Annotated in this window: 22 protein-coding genes and 1 pseudogene; 14 read left to right on the forward strand and 9 right to left on the reverse strand. The window is 62.5% G+C overall.

Features of this window, described 5'->3' with window-relative positions:
• Positions 1-110: 110 nt before the first annotated feature.
• From BN1118_RS14730 to pspF, 8 genes are all read right to left on the reverse strand, one after another.
• On the reverse strand, positions 111-896 hold the full coding sequence (locus BN1118_RS14730) for a peptide ABC transporter ATP-binding protein (RefSeq protein ID WP_043556852.1): 786 nt from the start codon (positions 894-896) through the stop codon (positions 111-113).
• A 55-nt stretch (positions 897-951) separates the two neighbouring features.
• Positions 952-1,950 (reverse strand): peptide ABC transporter ATP-binding protein, encoded by a 999-nt coding sequence (locus BN1118_RS14735; protein ID WP_043136052.1) that lies wholly within the window; start codon positions 1,948-1,950, stop codon positions 952-954.
• A gap of 82 nt (positions 1,951-2,032) precedes the next feature.
• Positions 2,033-2,161 (reverse strand): hypothetical protein, encoded by a 129-nt coding sequence (locus BN1118_RS22400; RefSeq protein ID WP_280136101.1) that lies wholly within the window; start codon positions 2,159-2,161, stop codon positions 2,033-2,035.
• Positions 2,161-2,289: a hypothetical protein gene (locus tag BN1118_RS22405; protein ID WP_280136102.1), complete on the reverse strand. Its 129-nt coding sequence runs from the start codon at positions 2,287-2,289 to the stop codon at positions 2,161-2,163. The genes BN1118_RS22400 and BN1118_RS22405 overlap by 1 nt, the downstream gene beginning before the upstream one ends.
• Complete coding sequence (locus BN1118_RS14740) at positions 2,289-3,182, reverse strand: ABC transporter permease subunit (RefSeq protein WP_043556853.1); 894 nt, start codon at positions 3,180-3,182, stop codon at positions 2,289-2,291. Before BN1118_RS14740 ends, BN1118_RS22405 begins: the two co-directional genes overlap by 1 nt.
• Positions 3,183-3,217: 35 nt before the next feature.
• Positions 3,218-4,177 carry an ABC transporter permease gene (locus BN1118_RS14745; RefSeq protein WP_043556854.1) on the reverse strand — a complete coding sequence of 320 codons (960 nt, stop codon included), beginning with the start codon at positions 4,175-4,177 and terminating at the stop codon, positions 3,218-3,220.
• Between the two features lie 2 nt (positions 4,178-4,179).
• The gene (gene sapA, locus BN1118_RS14750) at positions 4,180-5,775 is read right to left on the reverse strand and encodes an ABC transporter substrate-binding protein SapA (protein WP_043556855.1); all 1,596 of its coding nucleotides are present in this window, start codon (positions 5,773-5,775) and stop codon (positions 4,180-4,182) included.
• Between the two features lie 209 nt (positions 5,776-5,984).
• Positions 5,985-7,016: a phage shock protein operon transcriptional activator gene (gene pspF, locus BN1118_RS14755; RefSeq protein WP_043556856.1), complete on the reverse strand. Its 1,032-nt coding sequence runs from the start codon at positions 7,014-7,016 to the stop codon at positions 5,985-5,987.
• A gap of 195 nt (positions 7,017-7,211) precedes the next feature.
• Between pspF and pspA the strand changes: the two genes are divergently transcribed.
• The 12 genes and pseudogenes from pspA (at position 7,212) to yfiB (ending at position 16,835) form a co-directional block, all read left to right on the forward strand.
• The gene (gene pspA / locus BN1118_RS14760) at positions 7,212-7,886 is read left to right on the forward strand and encodes a phage shock protein PspA (RefSeq protein ID WP_042872202.1); all 675 of its coding nucleotides are present in this window, start codon (positions 7,212-7,214) and stop codon (positions 7,884-7,886) included.
• Between the two features lie 3 nt (positions 7,887-7,889).
• Entirely contained in the window at positions 7,890-8,126 is a 237-nt protein-coding gene (gene pspB, locus BN1118_RS14765) for an envelope stress response membrane protein PspB (RefSeq protein WP_042872204.1), read from the forward strand.
• Positions 8,123-8,527: an envelope stress response membrane protein PspC gene (pspC, locus tag BN1118_RS14770; RefSeq protein ID WP_043136068.1), complete on the forward strand. Its 405-nt coding sequence runs from the start codon at positions 8,123-8,125 to the stop codon at positions 8,525-8,527. The genes pspB and pspC overlap by 4 nt, the downstream gene beginning before the upstream one ends.
• Positions 8,528-8,640: 113 nt before the next feature.
• Entirely contained in the window at positions 8,641-10,047 is a 1,407-nt protein-coding gene (locus BN1118_RS14775) for a YcjX family GTP-binding protein (protein ID WP_043556857.1), read from the forward strand.
• Positions 10,048-10,112: 65 nt separating this feature from the next.
• A complete protein-coding gene (locus BN1118_RS14780) occupies positions 10,113-11,156 on the forward strand; it encodes a YcjF family protein (RefSeq protein WP_043556858.1) in 1,044 nt (347 codons plus the stop codon).
• A 169-nt stretch (positions 11,157-11,325) separates the two neighbouring features.
• Entirely contained in the window at positions 11,326-12,120 is a 795-nt protein-coding gene (gene phhA, locus BN1118_RS14785) for a phenylalanine 4-monooxygenase (protein ID WP_043556859.1), read from the forward strand.
• Positions 12,121-12,173: 53 nt separating this feature from the next.
• Complete coding sequence (locus tag BN1118_RS14790; protein WP_043556860.1) at positions 12,174-12,512, forward strand: 4a-hydroxytetrahydrobiopterin dehydratase; 339 nt, start codon at positions 12,174-12,176, stop codon at positions 12,510-12,512.
• A gap of 5 nt (positions 12,513-12,517) precedes the next feature.
• Positions 12,518-12,648, forward strand: a pseudogene (locus BN1118_RS14795) (4a-hydroxytetrahydrobiopterin dehydratase); the annotation flags it as partial.
• Positions 12,649-12,782: 134 nt separating this feature from the next.
• The gene (gene tyrR / locus BN1118_RS14800) at positions 12,783-14,330 is read left to right on the forward strand and encodes a transcriptional regulator TyrR (protein ID WP_043136086.1); all 1,548 of its coding nucleotides are present in this window, start codon (positions 12,783-12,785) and stop codon (positions 14,328-14,330) included.
• A gap of 200 nt (positions 14,331-14,530) precedes the next feature.
• Entirely contained in the window at positions 14,531-15,079 is a 549-nt protein-coding gene (gene yfiR / locus BN1118_RS14805) for a regulatory sequestration protein YfiR (RefSeq protein WP_043556861.1), read from the forward strand.
• Positions 15,076-16,344, forward strand: coding sequence for a diguanylate cyclase DgcN/YfiN (gene dgcN / locus BN1118_RS14810; RefSeq protein ID WP_043556862.1), 1,269 nt, complete (start codon positions 15,076-15,078; stop codon positions 16,342-16,344). Before yfiR ends, dgcN begins: the two co-directional genes overlap by 4 nt.
• A gap of 2 nt (positions 16,345-16,346) precedes the next feature.
• A complete protein-coding gene (gene yfiB, locus BN1118_RS14815; protein WP_043556863.1) occupies positions 16,347-16,835 on the forward strand; it encodes an outer membrane lipoprotein YfiB in 489 nt (162 codons plus the stop codon).
• 59 nt (positions 16,836-16,894) lie between these two features.
• Here the strand turns inward: yfiB and BN1118_RS14820 are convergent, their stop codons facing one another.
• Positions 16,895-17,626 (reverse strand): TerC family protein, encoded by a 732-nt coding sequence (locus BN1118_RS14820; protein ID WP_043136098.1) that lies wholly within the window; start codon positions 17,624-17,626, stop codon positions 16,895-16,897.
• Positions 17,627-17,734: 108 nt separating this feature from the next.
• Between BN1118_RS14820 and BN1118_RS14825 the strand changes: the two genes are divergently transcribed.
• Both BN1118_RS14825 and BN1118_RS14830 read left to right on the forward strand, forming a co-directional pair.
• Positions 17,735-18,850, forward strand: a complete 1,116-nt coding sequence (locus BN1118_RS14825; protein WP_043556864.1) for an ATP-NAD kinase family protein — start codon at positions 17,735-17,737, stop codon at positions 18,848-18,850.
• Between the two features lie 123 nt (positions 18,851-18,973).
• Positions 18,974-19,252, forward strand: a complete 279-nt coding sequence (locus BN1118_RS14830; protein WP_042872229.1) for a YfcL family protein — start codon at positions 18,974-18,976, stop codon at positions 19,250-19,252.
• Positions 19,253-19,303 lie beyond the last annotated feature (51 nt).

Below are 19,303 nucleotides of genomic sequence, written 5' to 3' on the forward strand. Positions count from 1 at the left end.
CCTACTACGAACGACGCATTCATTTTTGAGCGCAATTCCCGGCCACTGAGCCGGGATTTTTTTACGCTTTTTCCAGCAGATGACGAAGAGGGTCGGCACCGGCCCGGGGATCAGCGGCGGTATTCGTTGTTGTAGTTCTGGATCAGACGGCGAGTCACCTCGTGCTGGGGGTCGGCAAACACCTTGAGGGTCTTGCCACGTTCCACCACCCGTCCTTCGTGCATCACCAGCACCTCGTCACTGATGTGGCTCACCACCCCCAGATCGTTGGCCACCAGCACATAGCTCAGCCCCATGGTCTCCTGCATCTCCAGCAGCAGGTTGATGATCTGGGAGCGCACCGAGATGTCCAGGGTGGAGAGTGCCTCGTCGGCTACCACTATCTTGGGGTTGAGAATGAGCGCCCGGGCCAGCGCCACCCGCTGCTGCTGACCGGCGGAGAGCATCTGCGGATAGAAGAGGGCGTGATCCGGCAGCATGCCCACCATACGCAGAGTCTGTACCACCTTGTCGTGACGCTCCTCATCGCTCATCTCGGTGTTGAGCCGCAGCGGCGTCTCCAGGATCTGGCCGACCCGGATCTTGCGATTGAGCGAGGAGTTGGGGTCCTGGAAGATCATCCGCAGCAACTTGCAGCGGGTCTGATAGTCGCCGTGGATCAGGGTCTGACCCTCGATGGCGATATCGCCACCGCTCGGCTCTATCATGCCCGCCAGGATCCGCGCCAGCGTGCTCTTGCCGGAGCCGGCCTCGCCGACGATGGCCAGGGTCTGGCCGACCTCGAGGTCAAACGAGAGCGGCTTGATGGCTTCGACCGCCTGACGCCGAAACAGGCCGGTGCGGTTCTGATAGGTCTTGCACAGGCCCCTGACCTGCAGCAGGGAGGGTTCGATCACTGTCCTGGCTCCTTGGTGGCAGAGCATGCGGCCACGGGCTGATAACGTCTTGGGTTCATTTCTTCGGCTCTTCCATGTTCAGCGGGAAGTGGCAGCTGAACTGGTGACCCTTGACCTTGCTCATCAGCGGCGTCTGTACGCACTGTTTCTGGGCATAGGGACAGCGGGGGCCGAGCCGGCAACCTATGGGCAGGTGCTGCAGCGGCGGTATCACTCCGGGCAGGGTCTCGAGCCGCGACTTGTGGCGCACCAGCTTGTCAAAATCGGGAATGGACTTGAGCAGGGCATCTGTATAGGGGTGATGGGGCGAGGTCAGGATCTGCTCCCGGGTGCCCACCTCCACCATCTGGCCGCAGTACATCACATTGATGGTGTCGGTCAGGTTGGCGATGGCCGCTATGTCGTTGCTGATGATGAGGATGGTGGTGTTGCCCAGCTTGTTCATCTTGTCCAGCAGCCGCAGGATCTGGGAGTGGGTGGTGGACTCCATGGCGCTGGTGGGTTCATCGGCGACCAGCAGGCGCGGCTTGTTGGCAATGGCCATGGCGATCATCACCTTCTGGCACATGCCATCCGACAGCTCGTGGGGATAGGCGCGCATCACCTTGCGGTGATCCTTGACGCCGACCCTGTGCAGCAGGGCGATTGCCTTCTTCTTGCGCCACTGGAAGCGCTGCCAGAACTGGCCCTCGAACGAATCGGTCGGGATCGCCTCTTCCAGCTGGGTACCTATCTCTTCGGAAGGGTCCAGACAGCTGATGGGGTCCTGGAAGATCATGGCGATCTCGCGACCCATGATCCGGCGTCGCTCCTTGGGGGCCATGGTCAGCAGATCCATGTCGTTGAAGCGCATCCGGTCGGCACGCACAGTCCAGTTGTCCTTCTGGATGCCGACGATCACCTTGGCCACCAGGCTCTTGCCGGAGCCGGATTCACCCACCAGGCCGCGGATCTCCCCCTCGGTCAGGGTCAGGCTCACCCTGTCCACCGCCTTGACCTTGCCCTGGGGCGTGTCGATCTCGATGGTGAGGTTGCGAATATCGAGCAAGGGCATCAGTTGCGCTCCTCATGAGGGTGTGGCACGGCGTGCTGCATCGGGGATATGCCGTCTTTGATGGTATAGAGCAACAAGATCATCAATCGTTCCCCTCTTTGAGTGCTTCACGAATGCCTTCACCCAGCAGCGATGGGTTGACCAGCACGCCGTACAGGAATGGACAGGGGCCAAGGGTGAACATGTCTATCTTCGGCAGAGAGCGCTGCATCAATCGTTCCCCTCTTTGAGTGCTTCACGAATGCCTTCACCCACCAGCGATGGGTTGACCAGCACGCCGTACAGGAATGGACAGGTGCCAAGGGTGAACATGTCTATCTTGGGCAGAGAGCGCTGCATCAATCGTTCCCCTCTTTGAGTGCTTCGCGAATGCCTTCACCCACTAAATTGGTGACCAGCACGCTGAACAGTATGGCCATGCCTGGCAGGGTCACTGTCCAGGGGGCGAGGTAGATGAGATCGCTCGAATCGGCCAGCATGGCGCCCCATTCCGGCTGGGGCGACTGGGCGCCGAGGCCGAGAAAACCCACCGCTGAGATATCGAGAATGGCCGCCGACAGGGTGCGGGTGGTCTGGGCGACCAGGGTCTCCACTATGTTCGGCAAAATGGCCAGACGCATGATCCGCAGCGGCGGCGAGCCGTCGAGGCGGCTGGCGATGATGTACTCCTTCTGCATCTCGGTATGGACCGCGTTGTAGGTCGCCCGGATGAAGGGAGGGATCAACGCCAGCGTGATGGCGATCAGGGTATTGAACAGGCCAGGTCCCAGGATGGCGACCATGATGATGGCCAGCAACAGGGAGGGGATGGAGAGCAGGGTATCGAGCAGGTGGTGCAGTACGCTCGATTTCAGCCCCTTGCTCATGCCGCCCAGGATGCCGATGGCGGTGCCGGCCACCATGGCGATCATCACCACCAGCAGGGCGTTGCCGAAGGTGAGCCGTGCCCCCGCCACCAGACGGGAGAGAATGTCGCGGCCCAGATCGTCGGTGCCGAGGAAGTAGTCGATGTTGCCGCTGTTGGCCCAGGAGGGGGCCAACAGCAGACGGCCGCTGTGCTGCTCGTCGATGCCGTAGGGGACCACCAGGGGGCCGAACAGGGTGATGAGCAGCAGGATCACGAAGCACCAGAGTCCGCCCATGGCCAGCGGATTGCGGCGATAGGAGGCCCAGGTCTGCTCCAGCGGGGAGAGGATCTTGAGCTCGGGGTAGAGGTTATTCTTGTCTTGCATAGGATTCCTGGCTCCAGGTCATGCCATGAGCACGTTCAGTCTTGTTTTGCATAGAGTTCTTTGCGCCGCGCCGGATAGATGAGGGTGGTGAGCAGCTCGGTGCTGACGCTGATGAAGATGACGAAGCCGGCGACCACCAGGGTGGCGCCCCGGATGGCGGCGTAGTCCTGCAGGGCAATGCTGTTGATGAGCCAGCGGCCGATCCCGTGCCACTCGAACACCACCTCGGTGATCATGGCTGAGGTGAGCACGCTGCCCAGCTGCAGGCCGAGCAGCGGCAGTACCGGCGGCAGGGCGTTCTTGAGGCCATGGCGCCAGACGATCTGGCGGCGGGAGAGGCCACGGCTCGCCGCGGCCTTGATGTAGTTCTGCTTCATCACGTCGATCAGCGAACTGCGCACGTGGCGGATCACCTCTGTGGTGGGCACCACAGCCAGCACCAGGGAGGGCAGGATCAGGTGGCGCAGGGCATCGTGCAGCGCCGCCTGGCGCCAGGGCTCGTGGCTCATCAGCACATCGAACACGGCTATGCCGGTGATGGAGGGCACGTCATAGAGCAGGCTGATCTGGCCAGAGGCGGGCAGCCAGCCCAGATCCAGCGAGAAGAACATCACCACCAGCAGCGCCAGCCAGAACACCGGCACCGCATAACCGATGAGGCCGGCGGTCATGATGGAGAGATCCAGCGGCTTGCCCTGATAGAGCGCCGCCAGGGTGCCGAGCGGAATGCCCACCAGCAGCGAGATGGCAAAGGCGGCCATGCAGAGGATCAGGGTGGCCGGGAAGTAGTGGCGGATCTCCTCCAGCACCGGCAGGCCCGAGACGCTGGAGAGCCCGAGATCCCCATCCAGAATACGGCGCAGGAAATCGGGATAACCGCTCCAGAAGCTGGCCTGCTGACCGATGAGACGAAAGTCCAGCAGGTAGGCGACGAAGGTCAGTGCCAGCAGGGTAATGAGCAGCAGGTTGATGCGACGCAGTATGTAGAGAAACATGCTTACTCCCTGTGGGCTTGGTTGAAGACGGTGCCGCCAAAGGGCATCAGGGAGAGCCCCTGAATGTCGCTGCGACTGACCTGGGTGCGCAGGGCATGGGCCAGCGGGATGAGCGGCACCTGCTCGTTGAGCAGGCTCTGGGCGTAATAGTAGTTGCGCAGCCGGAACGCCAGCTGGGGCGTGGTGACCGCATCGTCCAGCAGCTGATCGAAGGCCGGGCTGCACCAGCGACTGTAGTTGTTGCCCCGCTCGACGGCGGCGCAGCTCAGCAGCTGGCGAAAGAAGTTGTCCGGATCTGCGTTGTCGGCAATCCAGCCAGAGAGCAGGCTGTCATATTGACCCTGAGCGAGGCGGGCCTCGATGACGGGCCACTCCTGCTGCACTATGTTCAGCTTGATGCCTATCCTGGCCAGATCGTTTCGCATCAGCTGGGCTGTCTTGAGGGCATCCGGGTTGTAAGGGCGTGAACCTGGCTGCACCAGCACCTGCATCTCGAATCCCTGCTCGAACCCCGCCTCCTTGAGCAGCTGGCGCGCCCGCTTCAGGTCAGGCTTGCGCATCGGCAGGGAGGGGTTGTAGCCCCAGGAGAGGGGTGGCAGCAGGCTGTTGGCGGCCTGGCCCGTCTCGAAATAGACCGCCTGCAGCAGGTTGTCTATGTTGATGGCGCTGGCGATGGCCTGGCGCACCTGTACCTTGTTGAACGGCGACTTGCGGGTGTTGAGGGCCAGGAAGGCGACGTTCATGCCGGACTGCACCGACAGGCTGAGATCCGGATCCGTGTCGATCACCGACAGCTGGCTGGCGGACGGGGTGCTCATCACGTCACACTCGCCGGTCAGCAGCTTGGCGAGCCGCTTGGAGGACTTGGGGGTGATGTCGTAGATGAGCTGCTCTATCTTGGCCTCGCCGCCCCAGTAACCGGGATGGCGCAAGTAGCGCACGTACTCGTTGTGGCGGTACTCCTTGAAGCTGAACGGGCCCGTGCCGATGGGGCGGCTGTCGAGCAGGGCCGGGGTGCCGGCTTTTTGCAGCTGGCCGGCATATTCGGCGGAGAGCACTATGGCGTAGTCGCTGGCCAGGGTGGCGAGGAAGGAGGCATCCGGCCGGTTCAGCTCGAACACCACCTGCTCTGGCCCCTTCTTGTAGACCCGCTTGATCAGCTGATCCAGCCCCAGGCTGTAGAAATAGGGATACTCGCCGCCGGAGACGTCGTGATAGGGGTGCTGCTTGTCCAGCAGGCGCTGCCAGGTGAACAGCACGTCATCGGCGTTGAAGGTGCGCGAGGGGTTGAACCAGGAGGTGTGATGAAAGGTCACGCCCTTGCGCAGGGTCAGGGTGTAGAAGAGGCCATCCTCGCTCAGGGTCCAGCGGGTGGCGAGTCCCCCCTCCAGCGCCAGGGTGTTGGGGTTCACCTCCAGCAGGCGATCGTAGAGCGGGCGCGAGCTGGCATCCAGGGTCACCCCCGAATTGGACACCTGGGGATTGAAGGTCTGGGGCGAGCCTTCCGCACAATAGATGAGACCCGTCCTGGAAGCGTCGTCCTGTTTCTGACAACCGGTAACCAGCACCAGCAATCCAAGCAGCAAGGGTTTGAACATTCTCATTGTAGAACCATGTTTTTATACGAATGTGCCAGCACCAAGGCTGGCGAGTTGCGGGAGTCGGTCTGAACCTGGCTGCCCCGGGTCTTAATCTGCATCGTTGTCACTGTCCAGCAACCGGTATTGGCGCAGCCTGCCACGAAACGGGCGATAGCGCAGGGCCGGCACCTGAGCCGGCATCGGCCTGAACCTGGCTGCTCCGGGCATTAATCTGCATCGCTGTCACTGTCCAGCAACTGGTATTTGCGCAGCATGCCGCGAAACTGGTGATAGCTCAGGGCCAGCAATTGAGCGGCTTTGCGCTGATTATACTGGGATTGCTGCATGGCTTGCTTGAGTAAATTTATCTCGTACTCCGCCACCGCGTGTTTGAGATCCAGCGGCAGGGTAGGAGAGGCCGGGGTGGTCAGCTGGGTGGGCTCCTCGAGGGTCGCGGCCAGACTTGCCCGGGGACGGGGGCGCCAGGGGGAGTCGAACGGATTGAGCACCAGCTCGGACAGCGGCAACTGGGGGTTGCCCTGGCGGTAGATGCTGCGCTCCACCACGTTTTTCAGCTCCCGCACGTTGCCGGGCCAGGGGTAATCCTGCAGCAACTGGATCGCCTTGCGGGAGAAACCGGCAAACAGCGGATAACCCAGCTCCCGGGTCATGCTGTGGGCAAAATGCTCCGCCAGCATCAATATATCCTCCCGCCGCTCCCGCAAGGGGGGCAGGGTAATGACATCGAAGGCCAGCCTGTCCAGCAGGTCGTGGCGAAAGTCCCCTCTGTCGGCCAGTGCCGGCAGATCCTCGTTGGTGGCGCACACCAGCCGCACATCCACCTTGAGAGCCTTGGCCCCGCCCACCCGCTCAAACTCGCCGTATTCGATGACCCGCAGCAGCTTCTCCTGCACCCGGGCGCTGGTGGTGGCCAGCTCGTCGAGGAAGAGGGTGCCGCCATCGGCGCGCTCGAAGCGGCCCTGATGGCGCTTGGCGGCGCCGGTGAAGGAGCCCGCCTCGTGACCAAACAGCTCTGTCTCCAGCAGGCTCTCGCTCAGGGTGGCGCAGTTGATGGTGACAAAGCTTTGATCCCAGCGCGCCGAGAGATAATGTAGGCGATGGGCGATCAGCTCCTTGCCGGTCCCGCGCTCGCCGATGATCAGCACGGGCTTGCGCAGCGGGGCGAGCCGTGAGGCCTGCTCAATGATCTCGAGAAATGCGTTGGATTCCCCCAACAGGCTTTCCGTGGCCGTGGTCATAGTGATCCCTGTCCGTTGTAAAAGCTGGTCAATCTTACCAAAAGTTGGTGATTCTTATCATCCTTTGTGTGGGGCGTCTTGAAACTCGACGCATGAGCCCCATATAAATCAACAAGTTAAATTCTGTTCCAGATTGGCACACAAGTTGCCATTGTCAATGGAGAAACAACGCATGCCAACCACAGGAGTTCTATCATGAGTATTTTTTCCCGTCTGGCCGACATCATCAATTCCAACCTGACGGCACTGCTCGACAAGGCAGAAGATCCCCAGAAGATGGTGCGCTTGATCATCCAGGAGATGGAAGACGAGCTGGTGAAGGAGCGCTCCAATCTGGCCCGCTTCCTCGCCAGCCAGAAAGAGATCGGCCGTCAGGTCAACCGCCATCAGGAGCGGGTTGACGAGTGGCAGGGCAAGGCCGAACTGGCGCTGGCCAAGGGCCGTGAAGATCTGGCCCGCGCCGCCCTTATCGAGAAGAAGAAGCAGACCGAGCTGGCCGAGACGCTCTATCGCGAGCAGCAGGCGGTGGACAGCGGCATCGACAAGCTGGGTGACGAAATACGTCAGCTGGAAGCCAAGCTGGAAGATGCCCGTAGCCGTCAAAAGGCGATGGCCATTCGCACCGAAGCGGCCAGCAGCCGCCTCAACGTGCAGAGTCAGGTCGCCCGTGGCGACAGTCAGGCGGTGGTCAGCAAGTTCGAGCGCATGGAGCGTCGCATCGACGAGATGGAGGCCCGCGCCGATCTGGGGCAGTCCGACAAGGCACTGGCCCAGCAGTTTGCCGAGCTGGAAGTCGACGATCAGATAAGCAAAGAGCTCGAGGCCATGCGCCAGAAGCTGGGCCAGGGCGAAGGCAAACAGGGAGAGTAATAGATGGAAGATCTGCTGGGCGTATTGATGGTCCCCATGGTGGTTTTCATGGTGGTGGTAGCCCCCATCTGGCTGGTGCTGCACTACAGAGCCAAGGGGCGGATAGGCGTCGGCCTGGCCGATAGCGAGCGGGAACAGTTGCAAGGGCTGCTGGTGCGGGCCGAGAAGATGCAGGAGCGGGTTGGGGCGCTGGAGTCCATTCTGGACGCGGAAGTGCCGGGCTGGAGGAACAAGGTATGAGTCCATCGAATCGGGAGGGGCGCAATCTCTATCGTGACCCTCAGCGTGGCAAGATAGCGGGCGTCTGCGCCGGCCTTGCCGACTACTTCGGGGTGGAGACCTGGATAGTGCGGTTGCTGGCCATCAGCGGCCTCATCTTCGCCGGTTTCATTACCTTCACCGCTTATATTGCCGCCTGGTTTCTGCTCGACAAGCGGCCGGTCACTCTCTATGAAAACGAAGAGGGAGAGTTTGCCGAGGTGCGGATGAAGGCGCGCAGCTGGCAGGCTGGTGTCACCCCTCATCAGGCGCTGGGCCGTATCGCACAGGAGCTAGATACCCTGGAGCCGAGATTGCAGCGCATCGAGAAGCTGGTGACCTCCAAGGAGTTCACCCTGCAGCGGGAGTTCAGCAAGCTGTGACCTCTGGCCGGGTCTCGCCGATTGAGCGAGGCCCCTCTCTTGAACGGGATCCCAAGACCCGACATGGCGGGCACACCTGAAACCGACGATCGAATTGAGGGATTGAACAAGCCTTGATACGCAACACACTGGAACAAAAGTGGTCGCTCTTGCAGCACAGGGCCACAGACGTGGTGAACCGGGTACGGGATCGCCACCTGCGGCTGGCGGTGACCGGCCTCTCCCGTAGCGGCAAGACCGCCTTTATCACGGCGCTGGTGAACCAGCTTGAACACGCGGCCATCGATGGCCGTTTGCCGTTGTGGGATGCCCTGCGTCAGGGGCGCATTCTCGGCGCCCGTCGGGTGCCCCAGCAAAATGCCCATATTCCCACCTTTGCCTACGAGCGCGGCCTCGATGCCCTGTTTGGCGAGCCGCCCGCCTGGCCCGAGCCGACCCGCGGGGTGGCCGAGGTGCGCCTCGAAATTCGCTATCGCACCCGCCACCCCCTGCGCAAGCATCTGGGGGAGATCTCCACCCTCTATGTGGACCTGGTGGATTACCCGGGGGAGTGGTTGCTGGACTTGCCGCTCTTGGAACTCAGTTACGAGCAGTGGAGCGAGCAGGTGCGCGACCAGTTGCGCCGCCCCGAGCTGCAGGCGCTTGCCGCTGGCTGGCTGGCCCCAGAATGGCAGGCTATGCAGCCTTTTGAAGAGCGGCCGGTCGCACAGCTTGCCGAGCGCTACACCGACTATCTGCACGCCTGCAAGCGAGAGCTGGGGCTGCACCTCATCCAACCCGGTCGCTTCGTGCTGCCGGGGGAGTATGCCGGTGCGCCCCTGCTGCAGTTCGTGCCCTGGGTGTGGGATATGCCCGCCGGCGAGCCCGCCGATGGCACCCTCTACGCCACCCTCAAGCAGCGCTTCGAGCAGTACAAGCAATACCTGGTACAGGGTTTTTATGAGCAGCATTTTGCCGGGTTCGATCGCCAGATAGTACTGGTGGACTGCCTGCAGCCCCTCAACGCCGGCGCGGCCAGTTTTGGCGACATGCAGCAGGCTATCGCCCGCATCATGGAGAGCTTCGCCTACGGCAAGAGCAACTGGTGGCGCCGGCTCTTCTCGCCGCGCATCGACAAGCTGCTGTTTGTGGCGAGCAAGGCGGATCACGTCACCCCGGAGCAGCACGGCCCTCTGGTCTCTTTGCTCCAGCATCTGGTGCGCAGCGGCCGCGGTCAGGCCCGTTTTGAGGGGATCACCACTGAGTGTCTGGCGCTCGCCGCCATCAAGGCGACCGAGGTGGGCAAGGGGGTGGCCAATGGCCGCGAGTTTCCCGCCATCCGTGGCACCAGCCTTGCCGGCGAGCCGCTGCTGCTGTTCCCGGGAGAGGTGCCGCCCCATATCCCGCCTGCGCAATGGTGGAACAATCAGGGTTTCGATTTTCAGGCGTTTCGCCCCCTGCCCATGAGTGCCCATCAGGCGCTGCCCCATATCCGGCTCGATGCGGCGCTGGAGTTTCTGCTCGGGGATCACCTCGAATAACCCAGGCTGTGCGGCAATGCAGGCAAGGCATGGCTGCACGGCCGCGTGGAGGAGCAAGCAAAAAGATGAACGATCAGAGAAAACCGACGGTGGCCGAACCGGCCCCGCTGCAGGGCAAGGTGATCCTGGAGCCCGCCTTGACTGTGGCCAGCGACGAGCGACCGCCTGCACCTGCCCAGCGGCTGGAAGAGGCGAGCTTCGAGCGCCTCGACGAGCTGGAGGCATTCACCGAGGTGGAGCCCGCTCTCACCATCAAGCCGCGCCGGCGGCACCGGCTGCTCGGCTGGGGACTGGGGGCGGTTGGCCTGTTGTCGCTGGGCCAGTATGGCGCCTTTCTCTACGACCAGTTGCTCACCACCCCGCTCTGGGGTAGCGCCTGGTTGCTGGCCTCCGGTCTGGTGGCCGTAGGCACGGCAGGTGTGGTGGGGCGCGAGTGGCTGCGGCTGCGCACCCTCAAGCGGCGCCAGGATGTGCGCTCCCGGGCCGACGATCTGCTGGCCCGTCAGGGCGTCGGGCAGGGGCAGACTTTTTGCGAGGCGCTCGCCGAGAAGAGTGGTGACAAGGGGCGGGAGGGGTACAACAACTGGCTGTCCCAGCTCGACGAGAGCCACAGCGATCGGGAAGTGCTGACCCTCTACAGTCAGCTGGTGCTGACCGAGCGGGACAAGCTGGCCCAGGCGCGGGTGGCCAAATGGTCGGGGGAGGCCGCCGTGCTGGTGGCCCTGAGCCCGCTCGCCACCGTCGACATGATGCTGATGCTGTGGCGCAACCTGCGGATGATCGAGGACATCGCCGACGTCTACGCCATCGAGCTCGGCTACTGGAGCCGCATCCGCCTCATTCGGCAGGTGTTTCGCAACATGCTCTATGCCGGGGCCACCGAGCTGGTGACCGAGGTGGGCATGGATCTGCTGGGGGCAGAGTTCGCCGCCAAGCTCTCCGCCCGCGCCGCGCAAGGGGTGGGGGCGGGGCTGCTCACAGCGCGTCTTGGCCTGCGCACCATGGAGGCGTGCCGCCCGCTGCCCTGGTGCGCGGACGAGAAGCCCAGGCTCGGCGAGCTGCGCAAGCGGCTCATCGGCCAGCTGGCTGGCTATCTCAACAAGGGGTGACGGGCCGGGCCTCGATTGTGGTTGTCACAAATTATTTACAATTGTCAACGGCAGCCGACCCAGGGGTCGGCTGCTTTTTTAGGGGACAAACCGTTACAGTGATCCCATCAGTCAAACGTGAGTCGCCACTGCTTGGATTACCGGGCGGGCAGACAGGATGGAACCCTTAATGGCAAGTCTCTACACAGCACACCAGCCGGACCCTCAGGGCCTCATCCATTACACGGATGAGGAGCACGGCACCTGGCAGATCCTGATCGAGCGTCAGCTCGCGGCGCTGGAAGGCAAGGCGTGTGACGACTATCTGGCTGGCTTGACCCGCCTCAATCTGCCCCTGGATCGCATCCCCCAGCTGGCCCAGATCAACGCCGTGTTACAACCCGCCACCGGCTGGTCGGTGGCCGCCGTGCCTGCGCTTATCTCGTTCGATCGCTTCTTTGCCCTGCTGGCCAACCGCCAGTTTCCGGTGGCCACCTTCATTCGCCGCCGGGACGAGCTCGACTATCTGCAAGAGCCCGACATCTTTCACGAGATCTTCGGCCACTGCGCCATGCTGACCAACCCGGCTTTTGCTCACTTCACCCATGTCTATGGCCAGCTCGGCTTGCAGGCGGGCAAGGAGGATCGCGTCTTTCTGGCGCGGCTCTACTGGTTCACCGTGGAGTTTGGCCTGCTCAATACTCCTGCCGGGCTGCGCATCTACGGCGGCGGCATTCTCTCCTCCATCGGCGAGACCGCCTATGCCCTCGGCGGTCAGCCGGTGCTGCAACCCTTCGACCCGATAGAAGTGCTGCGCACCCCGTATCGCATCGACATCATGCAGCCCACCTATTTCGTGCTGCCCGAGCTGGCCGATCTCTACCGTCTGGCGGAGCAGGACATCATGGCCATGGTGTCCGATGCCCGCCGGCTGGGGTTGCGTCCGCCCCGCTTTGCCCCCGCCGGCGGCAAACAGGCGAGCTGAATTGATCAGACTCATTTCGTTATCCGATCCCATTGATGAACAAGGAGAAACCCATGTCCGAACTGGCCAGCCAGCAGTGTGAAGCGTGCCGCGCCGATGCCCCCAAGGTGAGCGAGCAGGAACTCGCCGAGCTGATGCAGCGTATCCCCGACTGGCAGCCGCTGGTGGTGAAAGGGGAGCTGCAGCTGAGGCGCGAATTCACCTTTCGCAACTTCAAGGAGGCGCTGGCCTTTACCAACCGCCTGGGCGAGCTGGCGGAGGCGGAATTCCATCACCCCGCCATTCTGACCGAATGGGGCAAGGTGACCGTCAGCTGGTGGACCCACAAGATAGGCGGTCTGCATCGCAATGACTTCATCATGGCGGCGCGCACGGATGAGCTGCTGAAGTGAAGACGCCATCACTCACCGAGTGGGCGATATGGTGACCGTCAGCTGGTGGACCCACAAGATAGGCGGCTTGCATCGCAACGACTTCATTATGGCGGCGCGTACCGACCAGTTGCTCAGCGATCCGTTGCACAAATAAGCCTCATCCAGTGACTCGGGCCTGTCCGGCGAAAGCGGGGCGGGCCCGCATTTTTATGGGCTGGCGCTCGCACTGGCGGGATCGAGTCTGTATTATCCGGTCATTCATAGAGTTAGCTAGGAAGTGTGTCCCGAATGCGTCTTGAAGTCAGCTGTGAAGACCGCCTGGGCCTGACCCGGGAACTGCTCGACCGTCTGGTGGAGCACAACATCGATCTGCGCGGCATCGAAATCGATACCTCAGGCATCATCTATCTCAACTTTCCCGAGCTGGAGTTTCGTGATTTCCAGCATCTGATGCCGGAGATCCGCCGCATTCCTGGCGTCTATGACGTCAAGACCATCCCCTACATGCCCTCCGAGCGTGAGCACCACGAGATTGAGGCCCTGCTCAAGGCACTGCCGGATCTGGTCTTCTCCCTCGATGCCAAGGGCAAGGTGACCCAGGCCAACCAGTCCGCCCTCACCACCCTGGCCCTGCCGGTGGAAGAGATACGCGGCGTGGCCCTGGGCTCCCTGGTCAAGGGTTTCTCCTTCAGCCGCTGGCTGGAGGCGAGCGAGATCAAGCCGCAGACCTGCAAGCTCAGCTTCAATGGCGAAGAGTATCTGGCGGACCTGATGCCGCTGTTCGTGGCCGAAGAGAAGGGCCGTCAGGCCCTGGCCGGCGCCGTGGTGGTACTCAAATCCGCCCGTCGGGTCGGCATGCACTTCAGCGCGCTGCACGCGGTGGAAGTGGGGGGCTTCGAGCACCTGCAGGCCGAGAGCCAGAAGATGAAGCAGGTACTGACGGAAGCGAGCAAGCTGGCGATGCAGGACGCGCCGCTGCTCATCGTCGGCGAGACGGGCACCGGCAAGGAGCTGCTGGCCCGCGCCTGCCACGGCGCCAGCCTGCGTTCCAGCCACCCCTTCATGGCCCTCAACTGTGCCGCCATGCCGGACAACGTGGCCGAGAGCGAGCTGTTTGGCTACGCCCCCGGTGCCTTTGGCAACAACACCGAAGGCAAGCGCGGCGTGCTTGAGCTGGCCAGCGGCGGCACCCTGATGCTGGACGAGATCGGCGACATGTCCCCCCATCTGCAGACCAAGTTTCTGCGGGTGTTGCAGGACGGGGTGTTCCGCCGGGTGGGTGACGAGCAGGAGGTCAAGGTCAATGTGCGCTTTATCTGCACCACCCAGAAGCAGTTGCTGGATCTGGTGCACGACGGCAAGTTCCGGGAAGATCTCTACTATCGCCTCAACGTGCTGAGCCTGGCGTTGCCCCCCCTGCGCGAGCGCAAGGCGGACATCATGGCGCTGGCCCAGCAGTTCGTCTCCCGCTTCGCCAGCGAATTGCAGCGGCCGCGCCCGCGCTTTACCCGCAACATGGCCGAGTACCTGACCGCCTACCGCTGGCCCGGCAACGTGCGCCAGCTGCGCAACTGCCTCTACCGGGCCATGACCTTGCTGGAAGGGGACGAGATAGGGCCGGAGCACGTCGACTTGCCGGTGGCGGCCGATGCCATGCCGCTCATCGACGAGTGGTTCGAAGGGGGCCTGGACGAGGCGGTGAAGCGTTTCGAGAGCCGGCTGCTGGAGCGGCTCTATCCGGCCTTCCCCTCTACCCGTCAGCTGGCCAAACGGCTGGGGGTGTCGCACACCGCCATCGCCAACAAGTTGCGCGAATACGGGATCAGCAAGAAGTAAGTAGATGAATGCAGGTAGGATCTTGGGGCTCACACCAGGGTGGGCCCCTGCCATTGTTGCGACATTTAGTGACGTATGTGCTTGTTCTGTTGGCGGTGCCTTGTCATGCTGCTGATAAGCTCAATACTACTCCTATCCGGCTCACCCTTCCTGGGCGTCAGGCCTTCGCGGGCGCTGGCGTGGGCATAAGCGCAGGCACGATGCACTCTCTTTCACTGGTTCGAATCCTGGCGTGGTTGACGCCGCTGCTCTGTTCGCTGGCCCTCGCCACCGAGCCTGTTCTCCCCACCTCTGCCGAGCTGCGTGCCGAGCAGGTACGCCAGACGGTCCTCGACATTCTGAGCTATACCCGCTGGCCGACCGAGCCCGCTGAGCTGCGCCTGTGCATCACGGCACCGACCGAATATGCCACCGCCCTCTTTTCCATCAAGCAGCAAGCCAATGGCCGGCCGGTCAGCGTCCATCGCTACGACGTGGATGATGAGGCGCTGGGGCGGCGCTGTGACGTGCTCTACCTGGGGATATTGGCGCCGGAGCGGCGGCTGTCCCTTTTCCAGCGGCTGCGGGAACACCCCATTCTCAGCATCAGCGAGCAGAGCGCCGAGTGTGTCGCCGACGCCGTGTTCTGCCTGCAGGTCGGGCTGGATCGCGTGCGGTTCCGGGTCAATCTGGATGCCCTGGCCAGGAGCGGGGTGCGGGTGCATCCTGCCGTGCTCAAGCTGGCCAAGGCGGATGAGGAGACACCATGATAGGGCTCTTTCGTCCACGGACCCAGCGGCTCACCTTGCGACAGAGTCTGGGACGCACCCACCTGGTGACGTCCCTGACCGCTGTCTGTATGGCCGGTGTGCTGCTGACCGGTATCGCTCTGCTGGCCTTGCGCCTCTACGCGGATCACAACCTGGAGCTGGTGGCCCGCGCCATCAGTTACACCAGTGAAGCGGCCGTGGTGTTCCATGACGAAGAGGCCGCCAAGGAGGCGCTGCAAGCCATAGTCACCCATGAGGATGTGGCGCAGGCCAGCATCTATCTGCCCACGGGTCAGCCGCTGGCCAGCTGGCGCCGGGCCATGAGCACCCCCTGGTCTGGGCTGGAGCAGTATCTGGCCAGGCTCATACTGCCGGGCCCGGTCGATCAGCCCATGATGCGGGGCGGGGTGGAGATAGCCCGCATCCATCTGGTCGGCCACGGCCAATATCTGCTGCTGTTCCTGCTGCAAACCCTGCTGGCCATGCTGGTCTGTCTCATCCTCAGTGCGCTGGGGGCGCTCTACGTGGCGCGCTGGATGCAAAACTCCCTCACAGTACCACTCAAGGAGCTGGCGCAGGTGGCTCACAGTGTCAGCCGTCGACGCATCCTGGCCATGCGGGTCCCCGAGGCGCATATCGCCGAGCTGCACGAGCTCGGTCAGGACTTCAACTCCCTGCTCGACGAGCTGGAAGCTTGGCAGGCTCATCAGCGGCGGGAGAACGCCAGCCTGCTGCACCGGGCCACCCACGATGCCTTGACCGGCCTGCCCAATCGTGCTCTTTTTGAGGCTCGTCTGGATCAAGCCGTGACCACGGGTCGCTTGCATGAAGAGCGTTTCGCACTGCTCTACCTCGATTGTGATCGCTTCAAGCAGATCAACGATACCCTGGGCCATGCCGCCGGGGATGACGTGCTGATCGCCTTGGCCAGACGGGTACAACATCAGCTTCGGCCGATGGATCTGGTATGTCGGCTGGGGGGTGACGAGTTCGCCATCCTGTTGACTCCTGTGTTGCAAGAGAGCGAGGCGCAGGATGTGGTATCCCGCATCCAGCAGGCCATGGCCGATCCCGTGGTGCTGGGGGATGGTCGCCAGCTGGTGGCGGCCATCAGCATAGGCACGGCCCTCTATCCGGAGCAGGGGCTGACCGCTGGCGAGCTGTTGCAGCAGGCCGACAACGCCATGTACCAATCCAAGCGGCTGCGTCGGGAGCTTGCACTCCATGACCAGCTGGAATTTGATGTTTCTGCAGAGGAAAAATAACAATGAAGATCCATGTCCTGATGAAAACCGGCCTGATCGGCCTGCTGTTGAGCGTGCTGGTGGGCTGTCAAAGCGCCCCCCACGGCCTGACGGCAGAGCAGATCGCCGTACTCAAGGAGCAGGGCTTTCGCCTGACCGATGAGGGTTGGACTCTGGACTTCTCCAACCGGGTGCTGTTTGCCAACAACGTGGAGGTCCTCAACCCCAAGACCCGTGTTCTGGTGGAAAAGCTGGGCAAGACCTTGCTGGGTGTCGGCCTGAACAAGGCGCGCATCGACGGTCACACCGACTCCAACGGGCCTGAGCTCTACAACGATCAGCTCTCCCTGAAACGGGCGAAATCGGTGGCCGAGGTGCTGGTGTCGGTCGGCATGCAGCCGGCCAACCTGGACATCCGTGGTCGCGGTGAGCGGGATCCGGTAGCAGACAACAAGACCGCTGCCGGGCGGGCCGAGAACCGCCGTGTTGCCATCGTCATCAGCAACGAATAAGCCGGTTGTGTGGATAAAAAAAGAGCGCCTGATGGCGCTCTTTTTTGTGGCTCTGGCATTTACTGCTCGAGCTTCTCGCGGTCGTGGTGACTGCGCAGGCGGATGTTGATCATCTCCACCGTCAGCGAGAAGGCCATGGCGAAGTAGATGTAACCCTTCGGAATGTGCAGATCCATCCCCTCGGCCATCAGCGCGAAGCCGACCAGGGTGAGGAAGGAGAGGGCCAGCATCTTGATGGTGGGGTGATGATCGACGAAGTCACCTATGGCCTTGGCGGCGAACATCATGATGAAGACGGCGATCATGATGGCCAGCACCATGACGGGCACGTGATCCGCCATGCCCACGGCTGTGATGACCGAATCCAGGCTGAAGACGATGTCGAGGATGGCGATCTGGATCAGGGTGCTGACGAAGCCGGACGCAACCGCGATTGAGCCTTCTGGCTCCGCCGCCCCTTCCAGGGTGGCGTGGATCTCGTGGGCACTCTTGCCGATGAGGAACAGGCCTCCCAGCAACAGGATGAGATCGCGACCCGAGATGGCCTCACCCAGCACGGTGAACAGCGGCTCGGTCAGGCGCATCACCCAGGCGAGCGACAGCAGCAGCAGTATGCGGGTGCCCATGGCGAGGCCCAGACCCAGGATCCGCGCCTTCTGGCGTTGCGCCTCCGGCAGGCGGGCGACCAGGATGGAGATAAAGATAATGTTGTCTATACCCAGCACGATTTCGAGCAGGGTCAGGGTCGCGAGCGCAACCCAGGCAGAGGGATCAAGAACCCATTCCAGCATGATTGAACCTTGGTTAAAAAATTGAAGCAGCGCATTCTAGCAGGCGCAACATGGCTTGTCCCAGCGCCTTGAAAAGATAAAATGGCGGGCGATTTGAGGGAGAAATCTATGTTTCGTTTAGGACTCATCATTAACCCGGTTGCCGGCATTGGCGGCGCGGTCGGTCTCAAGGGCAGCGATGGCGTGGTCGCCGAGGCGCTGGCGCTGGGCGCCGTGCCCAGGGCGCAGGAGCGGGCACGGCAAGCCCTGCTGCCCCTGTGCGATCTCGCCGACTCATTCGAGTTGCTGACGGTCGCAGGCGAGATGGGCGCCGATCTCGCGAAATCGCTCCAGCTGCCTTGCCGTATCGTCTATCGGCCCGTCGCCGACACCACCACGGCGGCCGATACCCGCGCCGCCGCCGAGCGGATGCGCGAGGCGGGCGTCGACCTGTTGCTGTTCGCCGGTGGCGATGGCACTGCGCGTGACATCTGCGCGGCAGTGGGGGAGTCGTGCCATGTGCTCGGCATCCCGGCGGGCTGCAAGATCCACTCCGGTGTGTATGGCGTCACCCCGGCCGCCAGCGGTCGGGTGGTGGCGCTGATGATCGCCGGCGAATTGCTGAGCCTGGTGGATGCCGAGGTGATGGACATAGACGAGGAGGCGTTTCGGGCTGGCAAGGTGCGGGCTCGCCATTATGGCCAGCTGCTGGTGCCCGGCGATCTGCGCTACGTGCAGGCGGTCAAGCAGGGAGGGCGGGAGTCCGAGGAGCTGGTGCTGGCGGATCTCGCCGCCGGTGTGGTCGAGCAGATGGAACCCGACACCCTCTACCTGATGGGGTCGGGCAGCACGGTCGCCGCCTGCATGGCAGAGCTAGGCCTGGAAAATACCTTGCTCGGTGTGGATCTGGTGGAAAACGGCCAGCTTATCGGGCAGGATCTGTCCGCCGCCGAGATCCTGACCCGGATCCGCGGTCGTCACTGCCGGCTGATCATTACCCTGATCGGCGGACAGGGACATCTGTTCGGGCGCGGAAATCAGCAATTGAGTCCAGAGGTGATCCGGGCTGTCGGGCGGGACCAGATCCAGGTTCTGGCCACCAAGGCCAAGTTGGCAGCCCTCGCGGGCAGGCCGCTGCTGGTGGACACCGATGACCCGGCACTGAACCGGTCGTTAAGTGGTTATCTGCGCATAACCACGGGATACAAGGATCAGGTCATCTACCCGGTGGCCAACCCGGAATAGGGCATCAAGGATGCGGCTGGCCTGGCGCCAGAGAGCCGTGATCAACCGGATCGCGGTTCCACTCCCCCGAATTATTTTGCCGGCAATTTTTTGCCAGCCACTCTGAAAATGAGGCTGCGTTACATGACGATTCATGATTTTGAGCACAAGTTGTTGGGACTGATAGACAGCATGGTGGCCACGGCGACCGAAGATGAGCTGTTTGCAGGGGGCTATCTGCGCGGCCACATCTCGCTGGCGGTGGCGCGCGCCGAGCTGGAGGGCAAGAACCTGGTGCGGGATGTGAAGAGCTATGTGCTGCGCAGCCTGAACGAGGCCATTCTGGAGGGTGAGCTCTCCGAAGAAGATGAGAAGCTGGTACAGGCAATGTGGATTCGTTTGCAGCAACAAGCAGAAGCTTGATCGGATACACATTTCAAACAGAAGTTTGAGTTTATTCTTCCCTGAAGTTAG

Source organism: Aeromonas bestiarum (genome assembly GCF_000819745.1).
Classification (GTDB): Bacteria; Pseudomonadota; Gammaproteobacteria; order Enterobacterales; family Aeromonadaceae; genus Aeromonas; species Aeromonas bestiarum.

What these genes read in the sequence shown, in the direction of transcription:
- BN1118_RS14820 (WP_043136098.1), bottom strand. Translation starts at nt 17,626, where the DNA reads ATGCTGGAATGGGTTCTTGATCCCTCTGCCTGGGTTGCGCTCGCGACC.
- phhA (WP_043556859.1), top strand. Translation starts at nt 11,326, where the DNA reads ATGGCAAGTCTCTACACAGCACACCAGCCGGACCCTCAGGGCCTCATC.
- BN1118_RS14780 (WP_043556858.1), top strand. Translation starts at nt 10,113, where the DNA reads ATGAACGATCAGAGAAAACCGACGGTGGCCGAACCGGCCCCGCTGCAG.
- sapA (WP_043556855.1), bottom strand. Translation starts at nt 5,775, where the DNA reads ATGTTCAAACCCTTGCTGCTTGGATTGCTGGTGCTGGTTACCGGTTGT.
- BN1118_RS14745 (WP_043556854.1), bottom strand. Translation starts at nt 4,177, where the DNA reads ATGTTTCTCTACATACTGCGTCGCATCAACCTGCTGCTCATTACCCTG.
- BN1118_RS14825 (WP_043556864.1), top strand. Translation starts at nt 17,735, where the DNA reads ATGTTTCGTTTAGGACTCATCATTAACCCGGTTGCCGGCATTGGCGGC.
- yfiR (WP_043556861.1), top strand. Translation starts at nt 14,531, where the DNA reads ATGCACTCTCTTTCACTGGTTCGAATCCTGGCGTGGTTGACGCCGCTG.
- BN1118_RS14740 (WP_043556853.1), bottom strand. Translation starts at nt 3,182, where the DNA reads ATGCAAGACAAGAATAACCTCTACCCCGAGCTCAAGATCCTCTCCCCG.
- yfiB (WP_043556863.1), top strand. Translation starts at nt 16,347, where the DNA reads ATGAAGATCCATGTCCTGATGAAAACCGGCCTGATCGGCCTGCTGTTG.
- pspF (WP_043556856.1), bottom strand. Translation starts at nt 7,016, where the DNA reads ATGACCACGGCCACGGAAAGCCTGTTGGGGGAATCCAACGCATTTCTC.
- pspC (WP_043136068.1), top strand. Translation starts at nt 8,123, where the DNA reads ATGAGTCCATCGAATCGGGAGGGGCGCAATCTCTATCGTGACCCTCAG.
- dgcN (WP_043556862.1), top strand. Translation starts at nt 15,076, where the DNA reads ATGATAGGGCTCTTTCGTCCACGGACCCAGCGGCTCACCTTGCGACAG.
- tyrR (WP_043136086.1), top strand. Translation starts at nt 12,783, where the DNA reads ATGCGTCTTGAAGTCAGCTGTGAAGACCGCCTGGGCCTGACCCGGGAA.
- BN1118_RS14830 (WP_042872229.1), top strand. Translation starts at nt 18,974, where the DNA reads ATGACGATTCATGATTTTGAGCACAAGTTGTTGGGACTGATAGACAGC.
- BN1118_RS14790 (WP_043556860.1), top strand. Translation starts at nt 12,174, where the DNA reads ATGTCCGAACTGGCCAGCCAGCAGTGTGAAGCGTGCCGCGCCGATGCC.
- pspA (WP_042872202.1), top strand. Translation starts at nt 7,212, where the DNA reads ATGAGTATTTTTTCCCGTCTGGCCGACATCATCAATTCCAACCTGACG.
- pspB (WP_042872204.1), top strand. Translation starts at nt 7,890, where the DNA reads ATGGAAGATCTGCTGGGCGTATTGATGGTCCCCATGGTGGTTTTCATG.
- BN1118_RS22405 (WP_280136102.1), bottom strand. Translation starts at nt 2,289, where the DNA reads ATGCAGCGCTCTCTGCCCAAGATAGACATGTTCACCCTTGGCACCTGT.
- BN1118_RS22400 (WP_280136101.1), bottom strand. Translation starts at nt 2,161, where the DNA reads ATGCAGCGCTCTCTGCCGAAGATAGACATGTTCACCCTTGGCCCCTGT.
- BN1118_RS14735 (WP_043136052.1), bottom strand. Translation starts at nt 1,950, where the DNA reads ATGCCCTTGCTCGATATTCGCAACCTCACCATCGAGATCGACACGCCC.